Source organism: Pantoea agglomerans (assembly GCF_021397715.1).
GTDB lineage: Bacteria > Pseudomonadota > Gammaproteobacteria > Enterobacterales > Enterobacteriaceae > Pantoea > Pantoea astica.
The window spans coordinates 2,236,137-2,258,118 of the sequence record NZ_CP090207.1 but is presented as its reverse complement, the minus strand read 5'-3'; the positions used below and the strand labels follow the sequence as shown (position 1 = coordinate 2,258,118).

At 57.7% G+C, this 21,982-nt stretch carries 26 protein-coding genes; 18 read left to right on the top strand and 8 right to left on the bottom strand.

Translation table 11 applies throughout. The features are described from left to right. Positions 1-118: 118 nt before the first annotated feature. A complete protein-coding gene (locus LZU96_RS10740) occupies positions 119-586 on the bottom strand; it encodes a formate hydrogenlyase regulator HycA (RefSeq protein WP_233984347.1) in 468 nt (155 codons plus the stop codon). Between the two features lie 355 nt (positions 587-941). On the opposite strand from LZU96_RS10740, the gene hypA reads away from it, so the two are divergent. The 14 genes from hypA (at position 942) to LZU96_RS10670 (ending at position 12,564) form a co-directional block, all read left to right on the top strand. Then, complete coding sequence (gene hypA, locus LZU96_RS10735; RefSeq protein ID WP_233988177.1) at positions 942-1,286, top strand: hydrogenase maturation nickel metallochaperone HypA; 345 nt, start codon at positions 942-944, stop codon at positions 1,284-1,286. Between the two features lie 30 nt (positions 1,287-1,316). Beyond that, entirely contained in the window at positions 1,317-2,096 is a 780-nt protein-coding gene (hypB, locus tag LZU96_RS10730) for a hydrogenase nickel incorporation protein HypB (RefSeq protein ID WP_233984346.1), read from the top strand. Then, entirely contained in the window at positions 2,087-2,365 is a 279-nt protein-coding gene (gene hypC / locus LZU96_RS10725; RefSeq protein ID WP_233984345.1) for a HypC/HybG/HupF family hydrogenase formation chaperone, read from the top strand. The genes hypB and hypC overlap by 10 nt, the downstream gene beginning before the upstream one ends. Further along, complete coding sequence (gene hypD, locus LZU96_RS10720; RefSeq protein WP_233984344.1) at positions 2,365-3,537, top strand: hydrogenase formation protein HypD; 1,173 nt, start codon at positions 2,365-2,367, stop codon at positions 3,535-3,537. The genes hypC and hypD overlap by 1 nt, the downstream gene beginning before the upstream one ends. After that, a complete protein-coding gene (hypE, locus tag LZU96_RS10715) occupies positions 3,530-4,552 on the top strand; it encodes a hydrogenase expression/formation protein HypE (protein WP_233984343.1) in 1,023 nt (340 codons plus the stop codon). Before hypD ends, hypE begins: the two co-directional genes overlap by 8 nt. A gap of 119 nt (positions 4,553-4,671) precedes the next feature. Then, positions 4,672-6,759 (top strand): formate hydrogenlyase transcriptional activator FlhA, encoded by a 2,088-nt coding sequence (gene flhA / locus LZU96_RS10710; protein ID WP_419149880.1) that lies wholly within the window; start codon positions 4,672-4,674, stop codon positions 6,757-6,759. A gap of 453 nt (positions 6,760-7,212) precedes the next feature. Then, entirely contained in the window at positions 7,213-8,193 is a 981-nt protein-coding gene (locus LZU96_RS10705; protein ID WP_233988176.1) for a 6-phosphofructokinase, read from the top strand. A 10-nt stretch (positions 8,194-8,203) separates the two neighbouring features. After that, positions 8,204-8,518 carry a PTS sugar transporter subunit IIB gene (locus LZU96_RS10700; RefSeq protein WP_031377537.1) on the top strand — a complete coding sequence of 105 codons (315 nt, stop codon included), beginning with the start codon at positions 8,204-8,206 and terminating at the stop codon, positions 8,516-8,518. Further along, positions 8,511-9,878 (top strand): PTS sugar transporter subunit IIC, encoded by a 1,368-nt coding sequence (locus tag LZU96_RS10695; protein ID WP_233984341.1) that lies wholly within the window; start codon positions 8,511-8,513, stop codon positions 9,876-9,878. The genes LZU96_RS10700 and LZU96_RS10695 overlap by 8 nt, the downstream gene beginning before the upstream one ends. After that, complete coding sequence (locus LZU96_RS10690; protein WP_233984340.1) at positions 9,865-10,707, top strand: class II fructose-bisphosphate aldolase; 843 nt, start codon at positions 9,865-9,867, stop codon at positions 10,705-10,707. Before LZU96_RS10695 ends, LZU96_RS10690 begins: the two co-directional genes overlap by 14 nt. Positions 10,708-10,818: 111 nt before the next feature. Then, a complete protein-coding gene (locus tag LZU96_RS10685; protein WP_233984339.1) occupies positions 10,819-11,088 on the top strand; it encodes a hypothetical protein in 270 nt (89 codons plus the stop codon). Positions 11,089-11,097: 9 nt separating this feature from the next. After that, complete coding sequence (locus LZU96_RS10680) at positions 11,098-11,535, top strand: PTS sugar transporter subunit IIA (protein ID WP_233984338.1); 438 nt, start codon at positions 11,098-11,100, stop codon at positions 11,533-11,535. After that, a complete protein-coding gene (locus LZU96_RS10675; RefSeq protein WP_233984337.1) occupies positions 11,532-12,155 on the top strand; it encodes an AAA family ATPase in 624 nt (207 codons plus the stop codon). The genes LZU96_RS10680 and LZU96_RS10675 overlap by 4 nt, the downstream gene beginning before the upstream one ends. Further along, on the top strand, positions 12,124-12,564 hold the full coding sequence (locus LZU96_RS10670) for a thiol-disulfide oxidoreductase DCC family protein (RefSeq protein WP_233984336.1): 441 nt from the start codon (positions 12,124-12,126) through the stop codon (positions 12,562-12,564). The genes LZU96_RS10675 and LZU96_RS10670 overlap by 32 nt, the downstream gene beginning before the upstream one ends. 14 nt (positions 12,565-12,578) lie before the next feature. On the opposite strand, the gene LZU96_RS10665 is transcribed toward LZU96_RS10670, so the two are convergent. After that, the gene (locus LZU96_RS10665; RefSeq protein ID WP_233984335.1) at positions 12,579-13,514 is read right to left on the bottom strand and encodes a quinone oxidoreductase family protein; all 936 of its coding nucleotides are present in this window, start codon (positions 13,512-13,514) and stop codon (positions 12,579-12,581) included. A 72-nt stretch (positions 13,515-13,586) separates the two neighbouring features. Between LZU96_RS10665 and LZU96_RS10660 the strand changes: the two genes are divergently transcribed. After that, positions 13,587-14,072 (top strand): MarR family winged helix-turn-helix transcriptional regulator, encoded by a 486-nt coding sequence (locus LZU96_RS10660; protein ID WP_233984334.1) that lies wholly within the window; start codon positions 13,587-13,589, stop codon positions 14,070-14,072. Between the two features lie 24 nt (positions 14,073-14,096). After that, positions 14,097-14,996 carry a LysR family transcriptional regulator gene (locus LZU96_RS10655; RefSeq protein WP_233984333.1) on the top strand — a complete coding sequence of 300 codons (900 nt, stop codon included), beginning with the start codon at positions 14,097-14,099 and terminating at the stop codon, positions 14,994-14,996. On the opposite strand, the gene LZU96_RS10650 is transcribed toward LZU96_RS10655, so the two are convergent. Together LZU96_RS10650 and LZU96_RS10645 are read right to left on the bottom strand one after the other, a co-directional pair. Continuing rightward, the gene (locus LZU96_RS10650) at positions 14,971-15,792 is read right to left on the bottom strand and encodes a substrate-binding domain-containing protein (protein ID WP_233984332.1); all 822 of its coding nucleotides are present in this window, start codon (positions 15,790-15,792) and stop codon (positions 14,971-14,973) included. The genes LZU96_RS10655 and LZU96_RS10650 overlap by 26 nt on opposite strands. Positions 15,793-15,802: 10 nt before the next feature. Continuing rightward, complete coding sequence (locus tag LZU96_RS10645; RefSeq protein WP_233984331.1) at positions 15,803-17,113, bottom strand: MFS transporter; 1,311 nt, start codon at positions 17,111-17,113, stop codon at positions 15,803-15,805. Between the two features lie 543 nt (positions 17,114-17,656). Between LZU96_RS10645 and LZU96_RS10640 the strand changes: the two genes are divergently transcribed. Continuing rightward, complete coding sequence (locus LZU96_RS10640) at positions 17,657-18,550, top strand: dihydrodipicolinate synthase family protein (RefSeq protein WP_233984330.1); 894 nt, start codon at positions 17,657-17,659, stop codon at positions 18,548-18,550. Positions 18,551-18,569: 19 nt separating this feature from the next. On the opposite strand, the gene LZU96_RS10635 is transcribed toward LZU96_RS10640, so the two are convergent. The 3 genes from LZU96_RS10635 to LZU96_RS10625 all read right to left on the bottom strand — a co-directional run bounded on the left by LZU96_RS10635 (position 18,570) and on the right by LZU96_RS10625 (position 20,374). After that, positions 18,570-19,067, bottom strand: a complete 498-nt coding sequence (locus LZU96_RS10635) for an AAA family ATPase (protein ID WP_233984329.1) — start codon at positions 19,065-19,067, stop codon at positions 18,570-18,572. A 333-nt stretch (positions 19,068-19,400) separates the two neighbouring features. After that, on the bottom strand, positions 19,401-19,634 hold the full coding sequence (locus tag LZU96_RS10630; RefSeq protein WP_233984328.1) for a hypothetical protein: 234 nt from the start codon (positions 19,632-19,634) through the stop codon (positions 19,401-19,403). A gap of 398 nt (positions 19,635-20,032) precedes the next feature. Then, positions 20,033-20,374, bottom strand: coding sequence for a cupin domain-containing protein (locus LZU96_RS10625; RefSeq protein WP_233984327.1), 342 nt, complete (start codon positions 20,372-20,374; stop codon positions 20,033-20,035). A 139-nt stretch (positions 20,375-20,513) separates the two neighbouring features. On the opposite strand from LZU96_RS10625, the gene LZU96_RS10620 reads away from it, so the two are divergent. Then, positions 20,514-21,152, top strand: a complete 639-nt coding sequence (locus LZU96_RS10620; RefSeq protein ID WP_233984326.1) for an RpiB/LacA/LacB family sugar-phosphate isomerase — start codon at positions 20,514-20,516, stop codon at positions 21,150-21,152. A 71-nt stretch (positions 21,153-21,223) separates the two neighbouring features. Here LZU96_RS10620 and LZU96_RS10615 read toward each other — a convergent pair whose 3' ends face one another. Beyond that, on the bottom strand, positions 21,224-21,982 hold the full coding sequence (locus LZU96_RS10615) for an ABC transporter ATP-binding protein (protein ID WP_233984325.1): 759 nt from the start codon (positions 21,980-21,982) through the stop codon (positions 21,224-21,226).

Here is a 21,982-nt window from a genome sequence, read left to right as displayed (position 1 = left end):
TCGTCAAAGCTGACGAAATCGTCACTTAAATCGACATTTATGTCGGAATGATTCGCGCACACGACCGGCAATAAAAGCCCTTACGGTTTTAACCACAAAGTTAAAAACCGAAACAGATTCAGCGACGAATGAATAATTGTTCCAGCTGGGAATAGACCGGCTGGTCATTTTTTAATGCGTCAAAAATACACTGGTAGAGCCCCGATATTTTATTGAGGTAGTGTTCCAGTACCGCGTTTTTATCTTTTATATCCACGGTGCGATCGACCCAGCCTTCTTCACTCAGCGAGGCCTCGGTAAACGGCCTGAAGTCAGGTTGTTCGCCGTCGTGTGCCATGTTCAGGCTGTAGAGGATCTTCTGGCTGTAGAAGTCGTCGCTGAGATGAATGCTGACGCTAAAGTGGTTAAACAGCGTGAAGCGGACATCCTGCTGCTCCCCGCAGCTAAATTCATGATTTATCTTGCTGTTAAGCTGCGTGATGGCCTGTATCAGGCTGTTCTGATAGGTCCGCCATTGTGATTTCAGATGACCATTTTTGCAGGCGATGTAATCCGCCTTGCTGGTCAGTTCGCTGAGTGTGCTCATTGTCATTACCCGTCATTGAGTGGTGCGTTAATGCCTTTTTATTCCTCTGGCTGCCAGGGTGGCGATGAATAAAAAGGACAGCATTAACGCTCTCTAAGCATAAATCGGGCCAGCTTTTTACCGCATTGCTTAAATGAATGATTATCAGGCGATTACGGGCCTCATCAGCGTTATTCATTCTGCCAACCAAATAGCCGCAAGTGTCGATGGTCGCTATTTCGTCATTTATGTCGGAAAGAACGACATTATTCTGACAGAGGATTGGGCAGCTTTTTATTTCATTGCTTTTCCTGGCATCAATATTGCAAATGCCCGTGGGTGTCCGCTTTATTTAACGCCAGGCAGAGGAGGCGCAATGCATGAAATTACGCTGTGTCAGAACGCGGTAGAAATAATGCAACAGTTCGGGCAGCAACACTGCGCCAGCCGAATTACCGCAGTGTGGATCGAAATCGGCGCGCTCTCCTGCGTTGAGCCGGATGCGGTGCAATTCTGCTTTGCGCTGGCGTGCCGTGAAACGCTCGCCGAGGGCTGCACGCTGTATCTGGAAACGCCGGAGGCGGCAGGCTGGTGCCACCGCTGCCAGCAGGCCATCGGCTTACTCAGCCCTGGCGTGCTGCGCTGTCCGCATTGCGGCGGCCAGGATGTGCGGGTGGTGGCCGATAGCGGCATGAAAATCAAACGCATCGAAATTGAATAACCGGCAACACAGTTGCCTGGGGAGAACGCTATGTGCAGTACCTGTGGTTGCGCCAGCGGTGAACGGCGTATCGAAGGCGTCAGCCGCGACGATCGTCCCGGTCACGCCTTTTCGTCTGATCCTTCGGGTCATCATCCTTCTGGCCTGCCGTTTGCGCCGCGCCGGCTGGTGGATATCGAAATGGACGTGCTGGCGAAGAATAATCAGATTGCTGCGCACAACCGTGCGCACTTTGCCGCTGCGGGCATTCTGGCGCTGAATCTGGTCTCCAGCCCCGGCTCCGGTAAAACCACCTTGCTGACCCGCACGCTGGAGCAACTGGCAGCCCGCGTTGTCTGTACGGTGATTGAAGGTGACCAGCAAACCAGCCGCGATGCCGATCGCATCCGTGCCACGGGCGTGGCGGCGATTCAGGTCAACACCGGTAAAGGATGCCATCTGGACGCGCAGATGGTTCACGATGCGCTGCATCATCTGTCGCCCAGCCCGGGCAGCCTGCTGTTCATTGAGAATGTCGGCAACCTGGTCTGTCCGGCCAGTTTTGACCTGGGGGAACGCCACAAGGTGGCGCTGCTTTCGGTGACCGAAGGCGAAGACAAACCGCTCAAATATCCCGATATGTTTGCCGCTTCCCGGCTGATGATCCTGAATAAAATTGACCTGCTGCCTTATGTCAGTTTTGACGTCGACGCCTGCATCGCTTACGCCCGGCAGATCAATCCGCAGATTGAGGTGATCGCGCTCTCTGCCACCCGCGGCGCTGGCATGGCGGAGTGGCTGGCCTGGCTGGAGCAGCAGCGATGTGCATAGGCATTCCGGGACAGATTGTTGCCCTGCATGAGACGCGGATCGATCACGCGTGGGCCGAAGTCTGCGGCCTGCGTCGGGAAGTGAATATCGCGCTGGTCTGCGAAGGCGACCGCGAGGCGCTGATCGGTTGCTGGGTGTTAATCCATGTCGGGTTCGCGCTGAGCCGGCTTGATCAACAGGAAGCGCTGGAAACGCTGGCGGCGCTGCAGGCGATGGGGGAAGTCGAGGCTGATGTCGCGCTGTTTCTCACTGCGGGAGCCAAAAGCTAATGCGTTTTGTCGATGAATTTCGCGATCCGCAACTGGCGCAGGCGCTGGTTGAACGGCTGCATCAGCGGGCGGCGAGGCTGCCTTTTAGCCCCGACAAGCCGATGCAGATTATGGAAGTCTGTGGCGGACACACTCACGCTATTTTTAAATTCGGGCTGGATAAACTGCTGCCACCGCAGCTGGAATTTATCCACGGACCGGGCTGTCCGGTGTGCGTATTGCCGATGGGGCGCATTGATGCCTGCTGTGAAATTGCCGCCCATCCTGAAGTGATTTTCTGCACCTTTGGTGACGCCTTACGGGTGCCGGGTAAACAGGGATCGCTGGCGCAGGCGCGCGAGCGCGGCGCAGAAATCCGCGTGGTCTACTCGCCGATCGATGCGCTGCAGCTGGCACGGGAAAATCCGTCACGACAGGTGGTGTTTTTTGCGCTGGGGTTTGAAACCACGCTGCCGGTCACGGCTGTCACCCTGCAACAGGCGCGGCGTGAAGCGCTGACCAATTTCACGGTCTTCTGCCAGCACATCAGCCTGATGCCCACCTTACGCAGCCTGCTGTCCCAGCAGGATGTGCGGATTGATGCCTTTCTGGCACCGGGTCACGTCAGCATGATCACCGGCACCGCGCCATACCGCTTCATCAATCAGACCTTTCGCAAGCCGCTGGTGATCAGCGGCTTTGAGCCACTCGACATGCTGCAAAGCGTGCTGATGCTGGTGAACCAGATTTGCGAGGGGTCCTGTAAAACCGAAAATCAGTACCGCCGCGTGGTGACGCAACAGGGTAACCTGCTGGCACAACAGGCGATGCGCGAGGTTTTTACGCTCTCCGGTAGCAGTGAGTGGCGCGGCCTGGGGCTGATCGAAACCTCGGCAATAGCCCTGACGCCAGCCTATGCCGCGTTTGATGCGGAACGGCGCTTTCGCCCGCAGGCGCAGCCGGTCGCGGACGATCCGCGCTGCCGGTGCGGTGAGGTTCTGACCGGGCGCTGCAGACCGCATCAGTGTCCGCTGTTTGGCAACGATTGTACGCCCCACAACGCCTTTGGGGCGCTGATGGTCTCTTCTGAAGGCGCGTGCGCGGCGTGGTATCAGTACCGGCATCAGGAAACGACCACGGCGGCAACACCGCAGCAACAGCTTCAGCAACAGAAGGCAGGCCTGAATGAGTAAGGATAACGAGGTTGTCACCCTGGCGCACGGCAGCGGGGGACGGGCGATGCAGCAGATGATTGAACAGATCTTCCTGCGGGCGTTCGACAATCCCTGGCTTAATCAGCAGGAAGATGGCGCGCGGTTGTCGCTGGCCAGCCTGAGCGCGCAGGGCGATCGGCTGGCGTTTACCACGGACAGCTACGTGATCGATCCGGTTTTTTTCCCTGGCGGCAATATCGGCAAGCTGGCGGTGTGCGGAACCGCCAACGATCTGGCGGTGAGCGGCGCAACACCGGCTTATCTCTCCTGCGGTTTTATTCTGGAGGAGGGCTTACCGCTCGCCGATTTGCAGCAGATCGTCAGCCTGATGGCGCAGACCGCGCGTGAGGCAGGCATCGCGATTGTCACCGGCGACACCAAAGTGGTGCAGCGCGGCGCGGCCGACAAAATTTTTATCAATACCGCCGGGATCGGGGTCATTCCGACGGCGGTTAACTGGTGTGCCAGCCAGATCAGCGCGGGCGATAAAGTGATCGTCAGCGGTACGCTGGGCGATCACGGCGCAGCGATCCTTAATCTGCGTGAAAAGCTGGGAATGGTGCTGGGGGTGGAGAGCGACTGCGCGGTGCTGGCACCGATGATTGCACCGCTGCGCGGGCTGAGCGGGGTTCATGCTCTGCGCGATGCGACGCGCGGTGGCGTCAATGCCATTTTGCATGAGTTCAGCGCGGCCAGCGGATGCGGCTTCTGCATTGATGAGGATGCGCTGCCGGTTAAGCCAGCGGTGCGTGGCCTGGCAGAACTGCTGGGACTGGAACCGCTGAACTTCGCCAATGAAGGCAAAGTGGTGGTGGTGGTCTCTGCAGAGGCAGAAGAGCAGGCGCTTTCCCTGCTGCGCACGCATCCGCTGGGTGCTGATGCCGCAACCATAGGTGAAGTGACCCGGACGCCGCAGGTCTCTCTGCGCGGGACGCTGGGTGTTTCACGCCAGCTGATGTTGCCGCATTCGGAGCCATTACCTCGTATTTGTTGATCTCATCAGGGCGACGGCGGCGCGGAAAGCGGTAGACTTTTCAACGCGGTTCGCCCCCCAGGAACAACTTATTTCACTTAATTTCGATATCCAGAGCCAACGCTATGCAGAGTGCAACCATGAGCACCTCCCCACACCAGGGATTACTGGAACTGACACGCATGTTACTGCTTCAGCAGACCATGCCAGCGCTGCTGCAAGCCCTGAACCAGCTGATTCAGACCGCCGGTATGGCAGATAGCGTGTCGCTGGTGTTGTTCGACAACAACAGTGAGCGCGTCAGTTTTTACGGCCTCGACGCGCATCATCAGCCGATCAGTTATCAGGATCAAACCCTGCTGGCAACCGGCCCGGTGCAGGCGTTGCGGAGTAATCCAAAAACCCAGGTCTGGCGCAGTGAAGCGCTGCACCTTCGCTATCCGCAACTGGCGGCACTGAATCTCTATCCGCCGTTCAGCGACTACTGTCTGGTGCCGCTGCTGGCCTCGTCCGGCTTGCTGGGCGGGTGTGAGTTTATCCGCCAGCAGGCCGCCCCATTCAGTGAAGAGGAGAAGAACAGCCTGTATGAGCTCGCCACGCTGGCGGCGATTGCGGTCGGGCAGATTCAGCTGCGCGAAAACGCCTTACTGCAGCAATCCCTGCTGCGTCACGAGCGTGACGATTTTCGTATTCTGGTGGATATCACCAATGCGGTGCTGTCCAAATTAGATCTCGATGAGCTGACCGGCGAAATCGCCAAAACCATTCATCACTTCTTCCATATCAACGCCATCAGCATCGTGTTATGTGATGCCGGTCAGGAGAGCGAGCAGGCAAATGTTTACGCCACCCATTACCTGCAGGCCGATGTTGCGGAGCGTGAGCAATCGCGGATGACGCTGGCCGGCACGCTGGAGCAGCAGGTGATGAAAAGCGGCGAGATGCTGCTGACGCATCTGAAGCCAGAGGGAGAAACTGAAGAGCGAACGCTGTTCCATCTGCTGTGGCGCGATCAAACCAAAACGCTGTGCGTTCTGCCGCTACGCTTCGGGCATAAAACGCTGGGGGTGTTAAAGCTGGCGCGCTGTCAGCCCGATAATTTCAATTCTACCAACCTGCGGGTGCTGCAGCAGATCGCTGAGCGCATCGCCATCGCGGTGGATAATGCACTGGCCTATCAGGAAATCAAAAGCCTGAAAGAGAAGCTGCAGCATGAAAACCTCTATCTGACCGAGCAGATCAACAGCAACAATCCTGACTTCAGTTACATCGTCGGGCGCAGCCCCCGTATGTCAGCGGTGTTGAAACAGGTGGAGATCGTGGCGAAAAGCGACTGTTCGGTGCTGATCCTCGGTGAAACCGGCACCGGTAAAGAGCTGATCGCCCGGGCCATCCATAATCTCGGCGATCGCCGCGATCGTCGCATGGTAAAAATGAACTGTGCGGCAATGCCTGCCGGGCTGATGGAAAGCGATCTGTTTGGCCATGAGAAGGGCTCCTTTACCGGCGCAACGGCGCAAAGAATGGGGCGCTTTGAGCTGGCGGATCAGGGCACGCTGTTTCTCGATGAGGTCGGCGAGATCCCACTGGAGCTGCAACCGAAACTGCTGCGCATATTGCAGGAGCAGGAGTTTGAGCGGGTCGGCGGTAACAAACTGATCTCGGTGGATGTCCGCATGATCGCGGCCACAAACCGTGACCTGAAACAGATGGTCGCAGACAAAGAATTTCGCAGCGACCTCTATTACCGGCTGAACGTCTTCCCGATTGTTATTCCGCCGTTACGTGAACGTCCGGAAGATATCCCGCAGCTGGTGAAGTTTCTGACCTACAAAATCGCCAAACGCATGAAGCGGACGATCGACAGTATTCCGGCCGAAACACTGCGTTTGCTGAGCCGGATGCCGTGGCCTGGAAATGTACGGGAGCTGGAAAATGTCATTGAGCGTGCGGTACTGCTGACGCGTGGAACGGTGCTGGAGATGCCGTTTGAAGAGTTTAATCAGCCCCTGACCTTCGCTGCACCGATCCTGCCATCCGGGGCGCCGTACTCCGCGCCCGTTTCCTCCCTGAGCGAAGAGGATGAACGTCAGCGAATTATTGCCATGCTGAAGGAGACGAACGGCGTCGTTGCCGGACCGCGCGGAGCCGCCGTGCGTCTGGGGCTGAAACGAACCACGCTGTTATCCAGAATGAAAAAAATGGGCATTGATGTGAACCCGTCATAGCGATAGCAGACGGCTGAACGTTTTTGCTGCTGAGCTGAATCTTGCTGCTTTCTTCCCCGCGTTATCCTCTCATCGGTGAAATTAAAAACGCGCGCGCCGGGCGTTTTTAATTCACCTCGCCGTGGCCTGTCGGGTGAAAAACGTGGCTGAACCGGAAAAAATGAGGCGGAAATCACAAATCTGTAACGACATCACCCGGCGATTAACGCGGCCGGTGAACCCTTAGCCTGATTCCCGTCGGTCAAAGCCTAACCCACTGATTTATTTAAGTTCTGTAAATCTCCGCCGCGGCTTTAATTTGTGATCCTACTCACAAATAACCCGGTTAATTATCCGCTGTCAATCTCTTCACCAGAAATATACCGCGCGTAACTGTGATCTCCATTGCAAATAACAACCCCTTATCCCGGAACAATGAACGCCAGCACCAATTACGTCAGCGGGGTCAAAATGATGCGGATCGGAATGGTTATTAGCGGCGGCGATGTCAGCGGTATTAATAATTTTGTTTTCCAGCTCGGTCGTCTGGCTCAGGCGGAAATCGTGATATTCGATGGGGGTATTCCAGGCTTATTAGCGCATCAGCATCGTGATATTAGTCCGCGCGATCTGCTCGACTTTTCTATCGCCCCGATCCCGGTGATGCAATCGGGACGGACGCAAAAAAAATTGTTGCGCAGCGAATATGAACTCATTGCCCGTCAATTGAAAAGTGCCCGCATTGATCTATTAATCATGGCGGGCGGGGATGGTTCATTGCAATTTCTGCATCATCTGTCGGAGTTCGGCGTGAATTGTTTTGGCGTCGGCATGACGATAGATAACGATGTCTTTGGCAGTGACTATACCCTCGGCTTTTCCACCGCCTGCGAGCAGGTCCTGAAGGAGGTGGCAAAACTGCGTAATACCGGACGTGCGCTGCCCGGACGGGTTTTTATGCTGGAGCTGCTCGGCGGCTATTGCGGCGAGCTAACTCTGCAGTCGGCCCTGAAATCCAACGCCGATTTTGCCCTGATCCCGGAGTGTCAGATCCCGCTGCCGCAGCTGGCCCAGCGTATCACTCAGCGGCTGGCGCAGCAGAACAGCGTGGTGATCCTCTGCTCAGAAGGTTACACCCGTGAATACTCGCCCGGTTTTCAGGGGGCGATCGATACCTTAATCAAACAGCTTGAACCGTTAATTGGTGTGCGTATCCGCAAAACCATTCTCGGTTACGGATTGCGTAATGGTGAACCGACCTGCGAGGAAATTTATCAGGGCACCATTATGGCCAGTGAAGTGGTGCGTTGTATTCAGTCGGGAATGCGTAATAAAGCCGTCATTATTAATGGCAGCAATAAACCGATTCCGATTGATTTAATAAGCATGCAAAAACGCCTGGTCGATACTGACGGGCATCATTACAAACTCGCTAAACAACTGAATATATTGTGAGGAGATAACCATGCTGAAAATTTTATGTGTTTGTGGCTGCGGGTTAGGGTCCAGCTTTGCGATTGAGATGAGCGCAAAAGCGGTATTAAAAAAGCTGGAAATTGACGCGGATATTGACCACACCACCATTTCAGAAGCCAATGCGTTTAAATCAGACATGATTCTGACGCAAAAAGCCTTTGCCGATGTGTTAAATGCCGACGCCAGTCCGGAACAGATCAAGCGGGTCATTATTCTTAATAAGCTCACCGATAAAGCGGAAATAGAGCAGAAGATTGTGGCCTTTTTAAAAGAACGCAACATGAAGGTCGCTGCCCATGAATAGTGTGATCGACTTCCTGGTAAAAGACTTATTAGGGCAGGCCTCGATTCTGATCGCCTTTATTGGCCTGATCGGTCTGTTGCTGCAAAAAAAATCGGCGGGCAAGGTGGTGGAAGGCACCTTTAAAACCCTGCTGGGCTTTTTAATTATGATGGCCGGGATCAATATCATCGTCGGCACGCTGACCTTCCTTAACACCATCTTTACCCACGGCTTCGGCATGCAGGGCTATATCACCGATGTGGCGGCAATTGCCGGGCTGGCGAACCGGGAACTGGGATCGGAAGTGGCGCTGACGCTGCTGGTGATTTTTATCGTCAATATCATCATCGCCCGCATTACGCCGTTTAAGTACATCTTCCTTACCGGCCAGGCGCTACTGTGGATGGCGACGATTGGCGCAGTGATTGGCTACAAAGCCGGGCTGACCGGTCTGCCGCTGATCCTGACCGGCGGTATTTTTGGCGGGATTATGGCGGTGGTGATGCCTGCGCTGGCGCAGCCGGTGGTGCGGCGGATTACCGATTCCGATGATGTCGCGCTGGGTCACTTCTGCACCATTGGCTATCTGGTGACGGCGGCGGTGGCGAAAGTGGTCGGCAAGGGATCGCGCTCCACCGAAGACCTGAAGCTGCCGGATAACTTCAAATTCCTGCAGGACACCTATCTGTCAATGGCGCTGGTGATGGTGCCGATGTATCTGATCCCGGCGGTGGCGGCCGGTCCGGCGTTTATCGCGCAGTACAGTAACGGCATGAACTACCTGATGTACGCCTTTATGCAGTCGATTCAGTTCGTGGCCGGGGTGTTCGTGCTCTACAGCGGGGTACGTCTGCTGCTGAACGAACTGGTGCCGGCCTTCCGTGGCATTGCGATGCGGCTGGTACCGGACGCTAAACCGGCGCTCGACTGCCCGGTGATGTTTCCCTACGCGCCGAACGCGGTGATCGTCGGCTTCCTGGCCACCACGCTCGGCTCCATTGTGGGCATGCTCATCTTTCCGATGTTTGGCCTGGCGATGATCCTGCCGGGACTGCTGACCAACTTCTTCGCTGGCGGCACTGCCGGGGTGTTCGGTAATGCCATCGGCGGACGGCGCGGGGCGATGATTGGCGGCTTTGTCCACGGCCTGTTCATCACGCTGCTGCCCGCCATTCTGGTACCGATGCTGGAGAGCTACGGCTTTACCGGTGTCACCTTCAGCGACTCCGATGTGATCAGCACCGGTCTGGTACTGGGCCACGCCTTCCAGAACAACTGGCTGTTTGTCGCGCTGTTCATCGCTTTTGTTACTGCACTCGCCTGGTTTGTTAACGGGAAATCCACTAAGCCGCAAGAGGAAAAAATCCATGAAACTTTATAATTTCGCCGATCTGTTACAGCTGGCTAAGCAACGCGATTTTAAAGCGGTCGGCTCCTTTAATCTGCACTGTCTGGAGATGCTGCCCGCCTATTTTAAAGCGGCGGAAAAAACCAATAGTCCATTAATGATTCAGATCTCTACCGGCACGGCGAAATATCTCGGCCATAAGCTGCTGGTTGATGCGATTAAATCGCTGTCAGAGAGTATGAAAGTACCGACCTGCCTGCATCTCGATCACTGTTCCGATTTAGCGGCGATTCAGACCGCCATTGATGCCGGCTTCAGTTCGGTGATGTATGACGGTTCGCACCTGCCGATTGACGAGAATATTGCCAATACCCGCCGGGTAATCGATATGGCGCGGCCACATAATGTCTCGGTAGAGGCGGAGCTCGGGGCGATTGGCGGGTCGGAAGATGGTAAATGCGTGGAGATGGAGGCGATAGCCTTTACGCCGGTGGAGGATGCCAGGCGCTTCGTCGAAGAAACCGGCGTCGATATGCTGGCGATCTCAATCGGCACCGTGCATGGCCTCTATACCGGTAAAGCGCATATCCAGCATCAGCGGCTGGCGGATATCACGGCTGCCACCCACACGCCGCTGGTGCTGCACGGCGGGACCGGCGTCAGTGACGAAGATATGCGTTTAGCGGTCAGCAGCGGCATTGAAAAGGTGAATGTCGGCACGGAAATGAACGTTCAATGGGTGGCGCAGTGCAAAAATAGTTTTGAAAAAGGCAAGGTCAACGACAGCGTGCGTAATTTCCTGGTGCCTGCCAATGATGCGGTAACCAGCGTGCTGGTGGAGAAGATGCAGTTATTCCGTTAACCGGCGAAGGTAAGGGCGCGTCAGTCGTCAGCCAATCTCTTCACCGGCCGTTCCAATGTTAATTAAGCCATAACCTGAGGTGCCCCGGCGCCATTCGGGGCAGGAGACGCTATGTTTGGATTCTTAAAAAAGTCGCCGCCGGTCAATCAGCCAGACGCCGATCAGCAGGATCATCTGGCGGAATTAAGCCGTGAAAAAATAACCGAGCTGGAAAATAAGCTGGCAATCGATCCGCGTAATGGCGAAACGCAAAAACAATTAATGCTGGAATATAATCGGGCATTAACGTTATTTGCTAAAAGCCGTCACTACCGCAATGAAATTGATGCGCTGTTTGTCAAAATCGATGAATTACGCAACGTCATTCGCCAGTCGATTTAAGGAGCCGTGATGAGCATTAAGCAGTTATTGCAGCAAGCCAACGCGATTCAGGTCGGGATTGACGCCACGGACTGGCGTCAGGTAATCGCGCTGGCCGCCGAGCCGCTGGTCAGCGGTGGCTATCTTCACGCCAGTTACCCGGACGCGGTGATCGCCAATACCCTGGCGCATGGTGCCTATTATGTGTTTGAAGAGGGGATCGCCATTCCCCATGCACGGCCGGAAGCCGGAGTGATTCGTGACTGCTTCAGCCTGATTGTACTGACAGAGCCGATCGCCTTTGACGGCAGCGATAAAGCGGACATTGTGATTATGTTTGGTGCCCGCGACAGTAATGCGCATATCGAAGAGGGTATCCGCGCCATCGTGTCATTGCTGGAGGATGCGGAGACGCTGGTCAGATTGCGCCAGGCCAGCAGCGTTGCGGAGGTCATCGACATCTTATGACCACCAACAATTCGTTAAAGCGCGTGGTGCTGGTCAACGGCATTCCCGCCTCGGGGAAAAGCACGCTGACGCGGGCGCTCTCCCAGCGCTTCGGCTGGCCGGTGCTGACGCTCGACAGCCTCAAGGAACCCTTTATGGCCTGCTTCGCGCCGGTGGATCGGCAGCGCAACCGGCAGCTCGGCTGCGCCGCCTATCAGGCGATCTGGAACATTGTCGGCCAGGCGCCAGCCAGTCAGATCTGGCTGATAGATGCCTGGTTCGGCTTCCAGCCGCGCGCGCTGCTGGAACAGGGACTGCAACAGGCCGGCGTTGGCGCGGTGCTGGAGCTGTGGATGCAGATCACGCCGGAGGAGGCCGTGGCGCGTTACCAGGCGCGGCTGTCGCAGCGGCTTCCGGGTCATCCCGGCGCGGAATACCTGCCCGAACTGCGCCAGCTGGCGCAACAGGCGCAGCCGATGGCGCTGGGGCCGGTGCTGCAGGTTGATGCCTGCGACCTGCATGAGGCAGCGGTCGCCCGCTGGTTACAGCAACAGCTGGAGAGAAACAGCTACACTTCACCTCAATGTTCACCCATTGAGGAGTTGCAGGATGTCATCACCCCCTTATCTGCAAACCGGTGAGAGTGCCGTGCTGTATGACGGCGTCTGCAAGCTGTGCAACGGCTGGGTCCGGTTCCTGCTGCGCCATCGACTGGCGCGGCAGGTTCGTTTTGCGGCGGTACAGAGCGAGCAGGGCAAGGCGCTGCTGCGCTGGGCGGGCTTACCGGAAGAGAACGTCAGTACCATTGTCTATATCGCCGGTGACCAGCACTGGCTGCGGGCGCAGGCGGTCTTTCGCGTCATGCGGCATCTGCCGGCACCCTGGCGCGGCCTCGGCGTGCTGCGCCATTTCCCTGACGCCATCAGCAATTTCGCCTACGACCGCATCGCCTTAAACCGCTATAAGCTGTTTGGTCGCTACGACAGCCAGCAGGCGATTACGCCCGATTATCCTGAGCGCTTTTTGCATCCGCTGGAACCGTCGCGCTGAAGCGGCGTGAGATATTACAGCGTAAACACCGTCCGGCAGCGGCTGTCGTCTTCGTCCCACGCCTGCGCGACCTCGCTTAACGGACGGGTGCGGAAAGGCACGGAAAATGGGTGGGCTCCGGCGGCCCGCAGCATTTCGCCAATCGAGGCGATCAGCTCGCCATCAGAGACGCTGCCGAGGCCGCTGCCCATCAGCGTCAATCCGGATGAACGCAGCAGTTTACTGTGCAGCGGAATCTCCTGTCCGCTCAGCGAACCAATCTGTACAAAGCGCACCACCTTGTCGCCGCCACGCACCGCCGCCGTCATAATCGCCAGCGCACTGTCACCCCACAGATAATCCAGCACCACATCCACGCCTTGCGCCATCAGGTCGGGCAGCGCTGTTGGCAGCGCATCCAGCGTCAGGGTGATATCAGCCCCCTCATGCTGTAACTGTTGCAGCGTCTCTTTGTTGCGGCCGGTGGCGATGATTTTCCCCGCGCCCAGACTACGGGCAATGTGGATAGCCAGCCGACCCGAGGTGGAGGTAGCTCCGTTAATCAGCACCGTTTCCCCTGGCCGCAGCGCCGCCCGGCGGGTCAGGGCGGCCCACGAAGACATACCGGGATTGGCTATCGCCGCAGCGATGACCGGGTCGAGCGTCGGCGGCAGCGGAATCAGGCTTTCGCGACGCACCAGAGTGGTCTCAGCCATGCTGCCCCAGCTTCCGTCAAACGCCAGAAAGTAGACCGGATCGCCGTTATCGAGATAGCCAGTGCCGTCAATGCCGGGGATAAACGGATAGTGCGCGGATGAACTGTAATGGGTACCCGCTGCGCGGGATTTTGCCAGCTGGCTGATGGCAGCGGCTTTCACCCTGACCCGCAGCTGCTCTGCTGTTGCCTGGGGTTCAGGAAAATCACCGTAGTGCGGTTTTTCGCCTGGCTGCGCGATGATGGCTGCTTTCATGGCTATGGACCTTCTGTTGTGGGCTTAATGAGTGTAGATTACACACATTATTCCTGCCTCTGGATAGCGTCAATGAAAAAGGTGCAAAATACACATAATGGTCAGTTTGATCCGCTGCACAACAGCTTACTGACCCTGGTCGGGGCGTTTAACCGCCCTCAGCGCGACCTGGCCATGATCAAAGGTGCCGGGATTGAGCTTGATCGCGCGCTGTTTCCGCTGCTGGTGCAGATCGGCCGGTTCGGTCCGATCGGGGTTGGTGAGCTCGCCGATCGGGTGGGGCGCGATTACACCACCGTCAGTCGGCAGGTGGCGAAGCTGGAAGAGACCGGGCTGGTGCAGCGCCAGAAAAATGCCAGCGACAAACGGATCAACGAGGCGGCGATTACCCCAGCCGGTAAAGCGATGACCGATAAAATTGATGCGCAACGGGAGCAGATCTACCAGCGGGTGTTTGCGCACTGGCCGGAGGAAGATCGTGGCGCGCTGGAACAGTTACTGCAGCGTTTCGTCACCGATTTCAGCGCGCTGCGTGGCGACGAGCGGGAGGAGGTCTGATGCGCAACAGAGGAGCAAGTCACCATGCCGGTTAATGTCGATCTCAACGATCTCTATGCCTTCCGCGCGCTGGTGGAGTATGGCAATTTTCGCCTCGCGGCGGAATCGATCTGCCTGTCGCAGTCGGCCCTGAGCCGCAGAATAGACAAGCTCGAAACGGCGCTGGGTATTCGCCTGTTTGAGCGCACCACGCGGCGGGTCACTCTGACGCTAAAGGGACACGCCTTTGCCGAGCGATCGGACAAGCTGCTGGTGGATTTTGAAGAGGTGATGGCCGATCTGAGTGAGGTCAGCCTGACCCGTACCGGCCTGATCACAGTCGCCTGCGTGCCTTCCGCTGCCTATTACTTCATGCCCAATATTATCCGGCTGTTTCAGGCTCGCTATCCGCGGGTGCGGGTCAAGCTGATCGACAGCAGCGCCGCCAATGTTTATGACGCGGTGACAGGCGGTCAGGCGGATTTTGGCATCAGCTTCTCCGGCCGCAGCCAGCCCGATGTGCATTTTCTGCCGCTGCGCGACGATCCTTACGTGGCGGCCTGTCGGCATGAAGACCCGATTGCGGCCAGAGCGAGCCTGAGCTGGCACGAATTTTATCAGCAGAGCTGGATCGGGCTGGATAAAACCTCCGGTAACCGTAACCTGCTCGATCAGGCGCTGGCGCACATTGTGCCGGAGAAAGCCTGCATCTGCGAAACCCGGCATGTCACCACGATGCTGGGTATGGTTGAAGCGGGGCTGGGCATTGCTGCCGTGCCCGCGATGTCGATGCCGGTTTCCGGGCATTCTGCGCTGACCTCGGTGCCGCTGACCGATCCGCCAGTCAGGCGCACCGTCGGGCTGCTGCGTAAAAGCGGTCGCACGCTGTCGCATCTGGCCGTCGAGCTGGAAACGCTGATTATTGAACAGTATCAGGCTGTCTGACCGGCCGGGTGACGCCGGTCGGCTGCGACGTCACGATCGGGTGCAGCCCGGTCTCACGTACCACCTGCTGTACCTCGGGCGAGGCGAGCCAGCGCAGCAGCTGACGCGCCTCGTCCGGCTGCGCGGACTGCCGGACCACTGCACCGGCAAAGCGGGTGGTGTATTGCAGTGTGTCCGGCAACTCGCCCACGAAAGTCACGCCAGCGACCGGCAGCAGCTCACTGACCTGCTGAAACCCGATGCTGTATTTGCCTGCCGCGACCTGTGAGGCAACCGGGATGCGTTCGACTTTAAACGCCTTCGCCCTGACCTGATCCGCAATTCCCAGCCGGCTGAACAGCTGGCTGCTGACATATTTGCCGCTGGCACTGTCTGAATAGGCGATCGAGCGGGCGTTGAGCAGCGTATTGCGCAGCGCGCTTTCGCTGTCGATAGTCACCGGCGTTGCACCCTGTCTGATCACCGCACCGATGCGGGAATCGGCCAGTTCAACCCGTGAACCGGACAGCGTGCGGCCCTGTTTTTCCAGATCGGCCAGCGCGTCGCCCACCATAATCACCAGATCGGCGGATTCACCCCGCGCCAGCCGCGCCGGGATCGCCTGCGGCGTCTTGCCCATTGACGGACCGGCGACGGTGCGGATCTGAATGCCTTCACGTTGCGCATAGCGCGGGGATAATTGATCCCACGCCGCTTTAAAGCCGCCTGAGATCATCACGGTCAATGCTTTGGTCTGCGCGCAGGCACTGCCCGCCACGCTGATCAGCAGAGCGAATAAGACAAAATAACCTTTCATCCGGGTTTCCTTAGCTGAAAGAGTTGCGGGTCTGCGGCAGGCGTTCACCGGTCCGGCGGTAGAGGTAGAGAGTGGCCAGCAGCGCACAGACGGCAGCAAAACTCATCCAGTAGCCGGGCGAGGCTTTATCCCCGGTCAGCTCAATCAGGCCGGTAGAGATCACCGGCGTGAAGCCGCCAAACAGCGCCGTCGCCAGGCTGTAGGCCAGCGAGAAGCCCGCCACCCGCACTTCGGCTGGCATAATCTCGGTCAGTGCCGGGATCATCGCGCCGTTGTAGAGACCGTAAATCATCGACAGCCACAGCAGTACGCCCAGCATCATTGAGAAGCCCGGTGCCGCCGCCAGCAGGCTCAGTGCCGGATAGGCGGTCGTCAGCGCCAGCAGGGTCATGGCGATCAGGATCGGTTTGCGACCAAATCGGTCGGAGAGCGCGCCGCCAATCGGCAGCCAGATAAAGTTCGATACCGCCACCAGCAGGGTCACCAGCAGGCTGTCGGAGGCGCTGAGCAGCAGCACTTTCTTGCCAAAGGTCGGGGCGTAAACCGTAATCAGGTAAAACGCGGTCGTGGTCATCGCGACCATCAACATCCCGGCAATCACCACCTGCCAGTTGGCGAGCAGGATGCGGAACACCTGTTTCACATCAGGATGGCTGCGCCGCGCGTTGAAGGCCTGCGTCTCTTCCAGCTTGCGACGCAGCACGAAAATAAACGGCACGATCAGGCAGCCGAACAGGAAAGGAATCCGCCAGCCCCAGTCGCGGATCACCGATTCTGCCAGCAGCGCATTGAGAATAAAGCCCATCGCGGCGGCCACCATGATCGCCACCTGCTGGCTGCCCGACTGCCAGCTGGTGTAGAAGCCTTTGCGGCCCGGCGTGGCGATCTCAGCCAGATAGACAGAGACGCCGCCCAGCTCAGCACCGGCGGAGAAGCCCTGCAGCAGACGGCCCAGCAGCACCAGCAACGGCGCCCACAGGCCAATGCTCTGGTAAGAGGGGATCAGCACAATCATGAAGGTGCCGGCCGCCATGATCGACAGCGTCACAATCAGCCCTTTACGGCGACCCACTTTGTCGATGTAGGCCCCCAGCACCACCGCGCCGAGCGGACGCATCAGGAAACCGGCACCAAACACGGCAAAAGTCATCATCAGCGAAGCAAATTCACTGCTGGCCGGAAAGAAGGTATGGGCGATGTAGGTGGCATAGAAACCAAACAGAAAGAAATCAAACTGCTCAAGAAAGTTGCCTGAGGTAACACGGAATATTGCGCCAATCCGGGCGCGGGTGGAAAGCGTAGAGGGTGAGGGAATTTGCATCAGTGAGCTCCAGTCTGTGAATGACGCTTTTTACCGCGCCTGTCATCGAAGAGTGGATCAGCGACCGGCGGTAAATAAGTGCAAAAAGGGCATCGATTGATGCGTGAACTGCATGATTCAGACAGGATGAAGCAATAAAGCCAGCAATATCAGGGGATTATTTGTCGGGCGCAACGTTAATCCGGCCATGTTAGCCGCGAACTCAGTTTGCAGAAATGTGACAGGATTCATAACTGTGTTACAGCGGGCGTGGGATGAGGCTGGCGATATCCCGATGGTGGCCGCCAGGCGATGGTCACCGCTGCGGGCTGCCGTGCGGTCGGGTGCAGAAAGGCGGATGCCGGGCGATTGTGCCGCATCACAGGGCGATCAAACAGTGTCATTTACGTGCTGTTCAGAGGCATACTCTCAGACCAGCCTCCTCCTGTGGGAGTCAGCTGTAACATAGCGGGCGGGGCGGCAGGATGCTTCGGCCAGTAACGAAATCTTCCTGGGCTGACGCGATGAGCCAGCCAGGTATTCCACCATTATGGAGCAGTGACGATGTTCAGCGGACTGAGTGCGTTTCCCCTGACCCCTTTTACGGCGGATAAGCCGGATGAAGCGGCATTTTTACGGCTGTTGCAGCGGCTGACGGAGGCGAAAGTCGATTCGCTTGGCGTGCTGGGTTCTACCGGCAGCTACGCCTATCTGACCCGCGCCCAGCGCAGGCGGATCACCGAACTGGCGGTTGCCCATTCAGAGGCGATTCCGGTGATGGTGAGCATTGGTGCGGTCAGCACGACCGAAGTGCTGCAGCTGGCTGAGGATGCCCAGCAGGCGGGTGCGGCGGCATTACTGCTGCCGCCACTCGGCTATCAGGCGCTGCGCGAAGAAGAGGTATTCACGCTTTATCAGACGGTCGCGCGTCACGTCTCGGTGCCGATCTGCGTCTATGACAATCCGGGTACCACCCATTTTGCTTTTTCCGATGCGCTGCTTGGCCGCATCGCCGCGCTGCCGGGCATTGCCTCAATAAAAATTCCCGGCGTACCCGCCGATTTGCAGGCGGCCCGCGAGCGCATTGCACAACTGCGGTCTCGGCTGCCGGAGAGGGTCTCAATCGGGGTCAGCGGCGATGCGTTTGCCGCCACCGGTCTGCTGGCAGGCTGCGATGGCTGGTACTCGGTCTGCGGCGGGCTGTTTCCCGGGATCGCACAGGCGATGACCGCGGCAGCAAAGGCGGGCGATGATCAGCGTGTCAGCGCGCTGGATGCGCAACTGCAACCGTTATGGGCACTGTTCCGCCAGCATGGCGGCAGCCTGCGGGTAATCAGCGCCGCAGCGGGGCTGCTGGGCCTGACCGAACGCGACTGCCTGCCGCGCCCGCTGCTGCCGCTCTCCGATGCGGATTGCCAGCAGATTGCTGCCGTGCTCGCGGCGCTCGCTCTCTCTTAATCCCCCACCTCAGAAGGCGTTAACCATGTCGCACCAGGTTAAAGCCTTCTTCCTCCTGCGGCGGGTCGAAATAGCGGGTAATCAGCGCGAACTGTTCGTCCGTTGCGGCAAAGGCGTGTTCGCCGCCCTGATTACGGGCGTGCAGACGCGATTTACACAGCGCATCCGGGACGTCCAGATAATGCAGGCGATGGTCAGCAGAGGATGCCTTGATTAGCGACATCATCCAGGCACGATTCGCCTTAGTGTTGGCGGGAAAATCGAGCACTACCGAGACGCCCGCCCGGAGCAGTGCCACCAGGTGCGGGGTCATCGCCGTTTTCAGTTGTGCCGCACAGCGGACATAGTCGGCGACCGACTGCATTTGATCTGCATAGAGCGCAGCCAGCCAGTGATCTTCACTCAGAATGACGCAACCAGGCTCTGCGGCGAGACGGGCAGCGAGGGTTGATTTACCGGAGGCGATTTTGCCGCACAGCAGATGCAGCGTTGCGGGTGTCAGGGTAACAGGATTCATAGGGTTCCTTATCGGGTTAACGCCGGTAAGGCCCGCCTTACCGGCGGGAGAAAGAGACAGGCTATCCCACCGCGATACAGACGGTGTTAATCATCTCTGACTGGGGTAAAGCGTATCGGTTCATCCTGTGAGACTAGCAAAGACTGCGGGATTAAGCAGCCAGATATCGCGCCGCTGGCGCCTGACAGCAATTGTGGTCACGCCGCACTGAAGGGGAATGGGCCAGCCAGCGGCGGAGCGCTGCCGGGGCGGAGGAGCAGCGGGCGCGGTGACAGCCTGCTATCAGCAGCCCGCAAAGGGACGCAGTCACCGCGTTGCCGCAAACGGTCACCTTCACGCCTGTTTCGCCATCAGTAAGGTCAGCAACTCCCGGCAGCACGCCTCTTCTTCCGCGCTGTCTGCGGCAGCCAGATGACGCAGCAGCGCCATACAGCTGGTTTCCTTGCCCGCTTCCATCAGCTCTTCGACCAGAAAATTCAGTTTATCCTGTTCAGTCGCGTGAAACGCCGGATTGATCAGGTGGACATTTTCCTTCACGGCCAGGGTATTGCTCTCTGTATGGTTCATAGAATTATCCTGTTTTGGGTTAAAAAATGACCTGGTGAACCCTTTAAACCTATACATGAAACGTGTTTTTGTACAGATTTTGACGGGAATCTTTTTAAGCGGAACGGGTATCAGAGGCGGGGTGAAGAAAATAAGAATAGTTGAGCAAGCCCCGGTTGGCGCGGGATGCGGAGCGGCAATCGCCGGGAATTGCGTAGCGGGTAAATATTAAAAGCCTGCTAATCATTTGGTTAGCTAACCAGTCTGCCGGAAAAAAAAGGTGAAAAAATAATCCGCGGCCCGGCCAGCGGCAGCCGGAGCCGTCAGAGACACGCCAGACCGATGCGGGAGAGTCTGTGGGAGAGTATTCAGCATCAGCCAGCGCGCGACAGGTTGCACGCCGACTGATTCACGCTTTGTCAGGCGGTGGCGTCGCGGGCGGGCAGGAAATCGTCGCGTTGTGGAGTAAAGGTATCCAGCAGCACGCCGGGTTCGAGGCAGACGCAGCCGTGTACCACATCGGGCGCTTTGTAAAGCGTATCGCCCGGACCCACTTCCCGCGTTTCCCCATTGATGGTGAAGGCGAAACGGCCGCTGAGCACATACGTTAACTGCTCATGCGGATGGTGATGTAGCGGGCCGACGGCATCTTTTTCGAAACTGACTTCGACCGCCATCAGGGTACCGCCATACGCCAGCACCCGACGGGTTACGCCGTTGCCTAAATCTTCCAGTGGCCGCTCTTTTTTATAGATAAACATCAGAACTTCCTTATGCAGGTGGACGCCAGGGTAGCCGTTTTGTGACGCTACTCACAGCGCGGAGGTGAATTAGTCCATGCACTTTAGCGGTTTTTCATTAAAATGAAACGGTGTTTCAATTAAATGCTAAGGGCAGATCATGAAAATCGCGTTAATGATGGAAAACAGCCAGGCGGCTAAAAACGCTATCGTGTTGAAAGAACTGGAAGGCGTTGCGCAGCCGCTGGGCCATCAGGTCTTCAACGTCGGGATGAGCGACGAGCAGGATCACCATCTGACCTATATTCACCTCGGCATCCAGGCCAGCCTGCTGCTGAACAGCAAGGCCGTTGATTTCATCGTAGCGGGTTGCGGCACCGGACAGGGCGCGCTGATGTCGCTCAACATTCATCCGGGCGTCAACTGCGGATACTGTATCGATCCAGCTGATGCTTATCTGTTTGCGCAGATTAATAACGGTAATGCGCTGGCGCTGCCGTTCGCTAAAGGTTTCGGCTGGGGCGCTGAGCTCAACCTGCGCTTTATCTTCGAAAAAGCCTTTACCGGCGAGAAAGGCATGGGCTATCCGCCAGAGCGCAGAGAGCCACAGGTGCGCAATGCCGGTCTGCTGAACCAGGTGAAAGCGGCGGTGATCAAAGAGAACTACCTGGATACGCTGCGCGCCATCGATCCTGAACTGGTGAAGACTGCGGTCAGCGGCCCGCGCTTCCAGCAGTGCCTGTTTGAGCACGGACAGAACGCAGAGATCGTCTCCTTTGTGCGTCAGCTGACTCAGTAAACGCGCCAGGGTGCAGAAGCAGAAGGCCAGGGTAACCTGGCCTTTTTTATGCCTGCCGCCCGTCGCCGTATTCAGTGCGCCGTTACCGGCGTAGCGTGGCGGCTCGCCTCCACCAGCATTCGGGTATAGGGCATACTCGCCCGATTGCTCACCAGCGTCGGGACATCCAGCGTCTCCAGCACCTTACCCTGTTGCATCACCGCCACCCGATGACAGAGGTGCGCCACCACGCCCAGATCGTGCGTCACCATCAGATAGGTCAGGTTATCCTGCTGCTGCAGGTCACTCAGCAGGTTAAGGATCTCCGCCTGCACCGACACATCAAGCGCCGAGGTCGGCTCATCCAGTAACAGCACCGCCGGTTCCAGAATCAGCGCTCTGGCGATCGCCACCCGCTGACGCTGACCGCCGGAGAGCTGGTGGGGATAACGGGTCTGCCAGGCGCGATTTAATCCGACTTTCTCCAGCATAGCGATCACCCGCTGCTGACGCTGGCCGATGCCCTGAATCTGAAGCGGCTCTTCGAGGATATCGCCAATCGTATGGCGCGGATGCAGCGAACCGTAGGGGTCCTGAAACACCATCTGCACCCGACGGCAGCGAGCCCGATCGATGCAGTGCGCCAGCGGCTGGCCGTCAATCTCCAGCGCACCCTGCCAGTGGTTAAACAGTCCCGCCAGGCATTTCAGCACCGTGGTTTTGCCCGATCCTGACTCGCCGACCAGCCCAAAGATTTCGCCCTGGCTGACCTGCAGATTGACGTCGAACAGCACCTGACTGCGGGCGCTCTCCTCACCAAAGCTGAGATTAAGATTGTTGACGGTAATCAT

Coding starts and splice junctions, on each gene's coding strand:
- LZU96_RS10740 (WP_233984347.1), bottom strand. CDS start 586: ATGAGCACACTCAGCGAACTGACCAGCAAGGCGGATTACATCGCCTGC.
- hypA (WP_233988177.1), top strand. CDS start 942: ATGCATGAAATTACGCTGTGTCAGAACGCGGTAGAAATAATGCAACAG.
- hypB (WP_233984346.1), top strand. CDS start 1,317: ATGTGCAGTACCTGTGGTTGCGCCAGCGGTGAACGGCGTATCGAAGGC.
- hypC (WP_233984345.1), top strand. CDS start 2,087: ATGTGCATAGGCATTCCGGGACAGATTGTTGCCCTGCATGAGACGCGG.
- hypD (WP_233984344.1), top strand. CDS start 2,365: ATGCGTTTTGTCGATGAATTTCGCGATCCGCAACTGGCGCAGGCGCTG.
- hypE (WP_233984343.1), top strand. CDS start 3,530: ATGAGTAAGGATAACGAGGTTGTCACCCTGGCGCACGGCAGCGGGGGA.
- flhA (WP_419149880.1), top strand. CDS start 4,672: ATGAGCACCTCCCCACACCAGGGATTACTGGAACTGACACGCATGTTA.
- LZU96_RS10705 (WP_233988176.1), top strand. CDS start 7,213: ATGCGGATCGGAATGGTTATTAGCGGCGGCGATGTCAGCGGTATTAAT.
- LZU96_RS10700 (WP_031377537.1), top strand. CDS start 8,204: ATGCTGAAAATTTTATGTGTTTGTGGCTGCGGGTTAGGGTCCAGCTTT.
- LZU96_RS10695 (WP_233984341.1), top strand. CDS start 8,511: ATGAATAGTGTGATCGACTTCCTGGTAAAAGACTTATTAGGGCAGGCC.
- LZU96_RS10690 (WP_233984340.1), top strand. CDS start 9,865: ATGAAACTTTATAATTTCGCCGATCTGTTACAGCTGGCTAAGCAACGC.
- LZU96_RS10685 (WP_233984339.1), top strand. CDS start 10,819: ATGTTTGGATTCTTAAAAAAGTCGCCGCCGGTCAATCAGCCAGACGCC.
- LZU96_RS10680 (WP_233984338.1), top strand. CDS start 11,098: ATGAGCATTAAGCAGTTATTGCAGCAAGCCAACGCGATTCAGGTCGGG.
- LZU96_RS10675 (WP_233984337.1), top strand. CDS start 11,532: ATGACCACCAACAATTCGTTAAAGCGCGTGGTGCTGGTCAACGGCATT.
- LZU96_RS10670 (WP_233984336.1), top strand. CDS start 12,124: ATGTCATCACCCCCTTATCTGCAAACCGGTGAGAGTGCCGTGCTGTAT.
- LZU96_RS10665 (WP_233984335.1), bottom strand. CDS start 13,514: ATGAAAGCAGCCATCATCGCGCAGCCAGGCGAAAAACCGCACTACGGT.
- LZU96_RS10660 (WP_233984334.1), top strand. CDS start 13,587: ATGAAAAAGGTGCAAAATACACATAATGGTCAGTTTGATCCGCTGCAC.
- LZU96_RS10655 (WP_233984333.1), top strand. CDS start 14,097: ATGCCGGTTAATGTCGATCTCAACGATCTCTATGCCTTCCGCGCGCTG.
- LZU96_RS10650 (WP_233984332.1), bottom strand. CDS start 15,792: ATGAAAGGTTATTTTGTCTTATTCGCTCTGCTGATCAGCGTGGCGGGC.
- LZU96_RS10645 (WP_233984331.1), bottom strand. CDS start 17,113: ATGCAAATTCCCTCACCCTCTACGCTTTCCACCCGCGCCCGGATTGGC.
- LZU96_RS10640 (WP_233984330.1), top strand. CDS start 17,657: ATGTTCAGCGGACTGAGTGCGTTTCCCCTGACCCCTTTTACGGCGGAT.
- LZU96_RS10635 (WP_233984329.1), bottom strand. CDS start 19,067: ATGAATCCTGTTACCCTGACACCCGCAACGCTGCATCTGCTGTGCGGC.
- LZU96_RS10630 (WP_233984328.1), bottom strand. CDS start 19,634: ATGAACCATACAGAGAGCAATACCCTGGCCGTGAAGGAAAATGTCCAC.
- LZU96_RS10625 (WP_233984327.1), bottom strand. CDS start 20,374: ATGTTTATCTATAAAAAAGAGCGGCCACTGGAAGATTTAGGCAACGGC.
- LZU96_RS10620 (WP_233984326.1), top strand. CDS start 20,514: ATGAAAATCGCGTTAATGATGGAAAACAGCCAGGCGGCTAAAAACGCT.
- LZU96_RS10615 (WP_233984325.1), bottom strand. CDS start 21,982: ATGATTACCGTCAACAATCTTAATCTCAGCTTTGGTGAGGAGAGCGCC.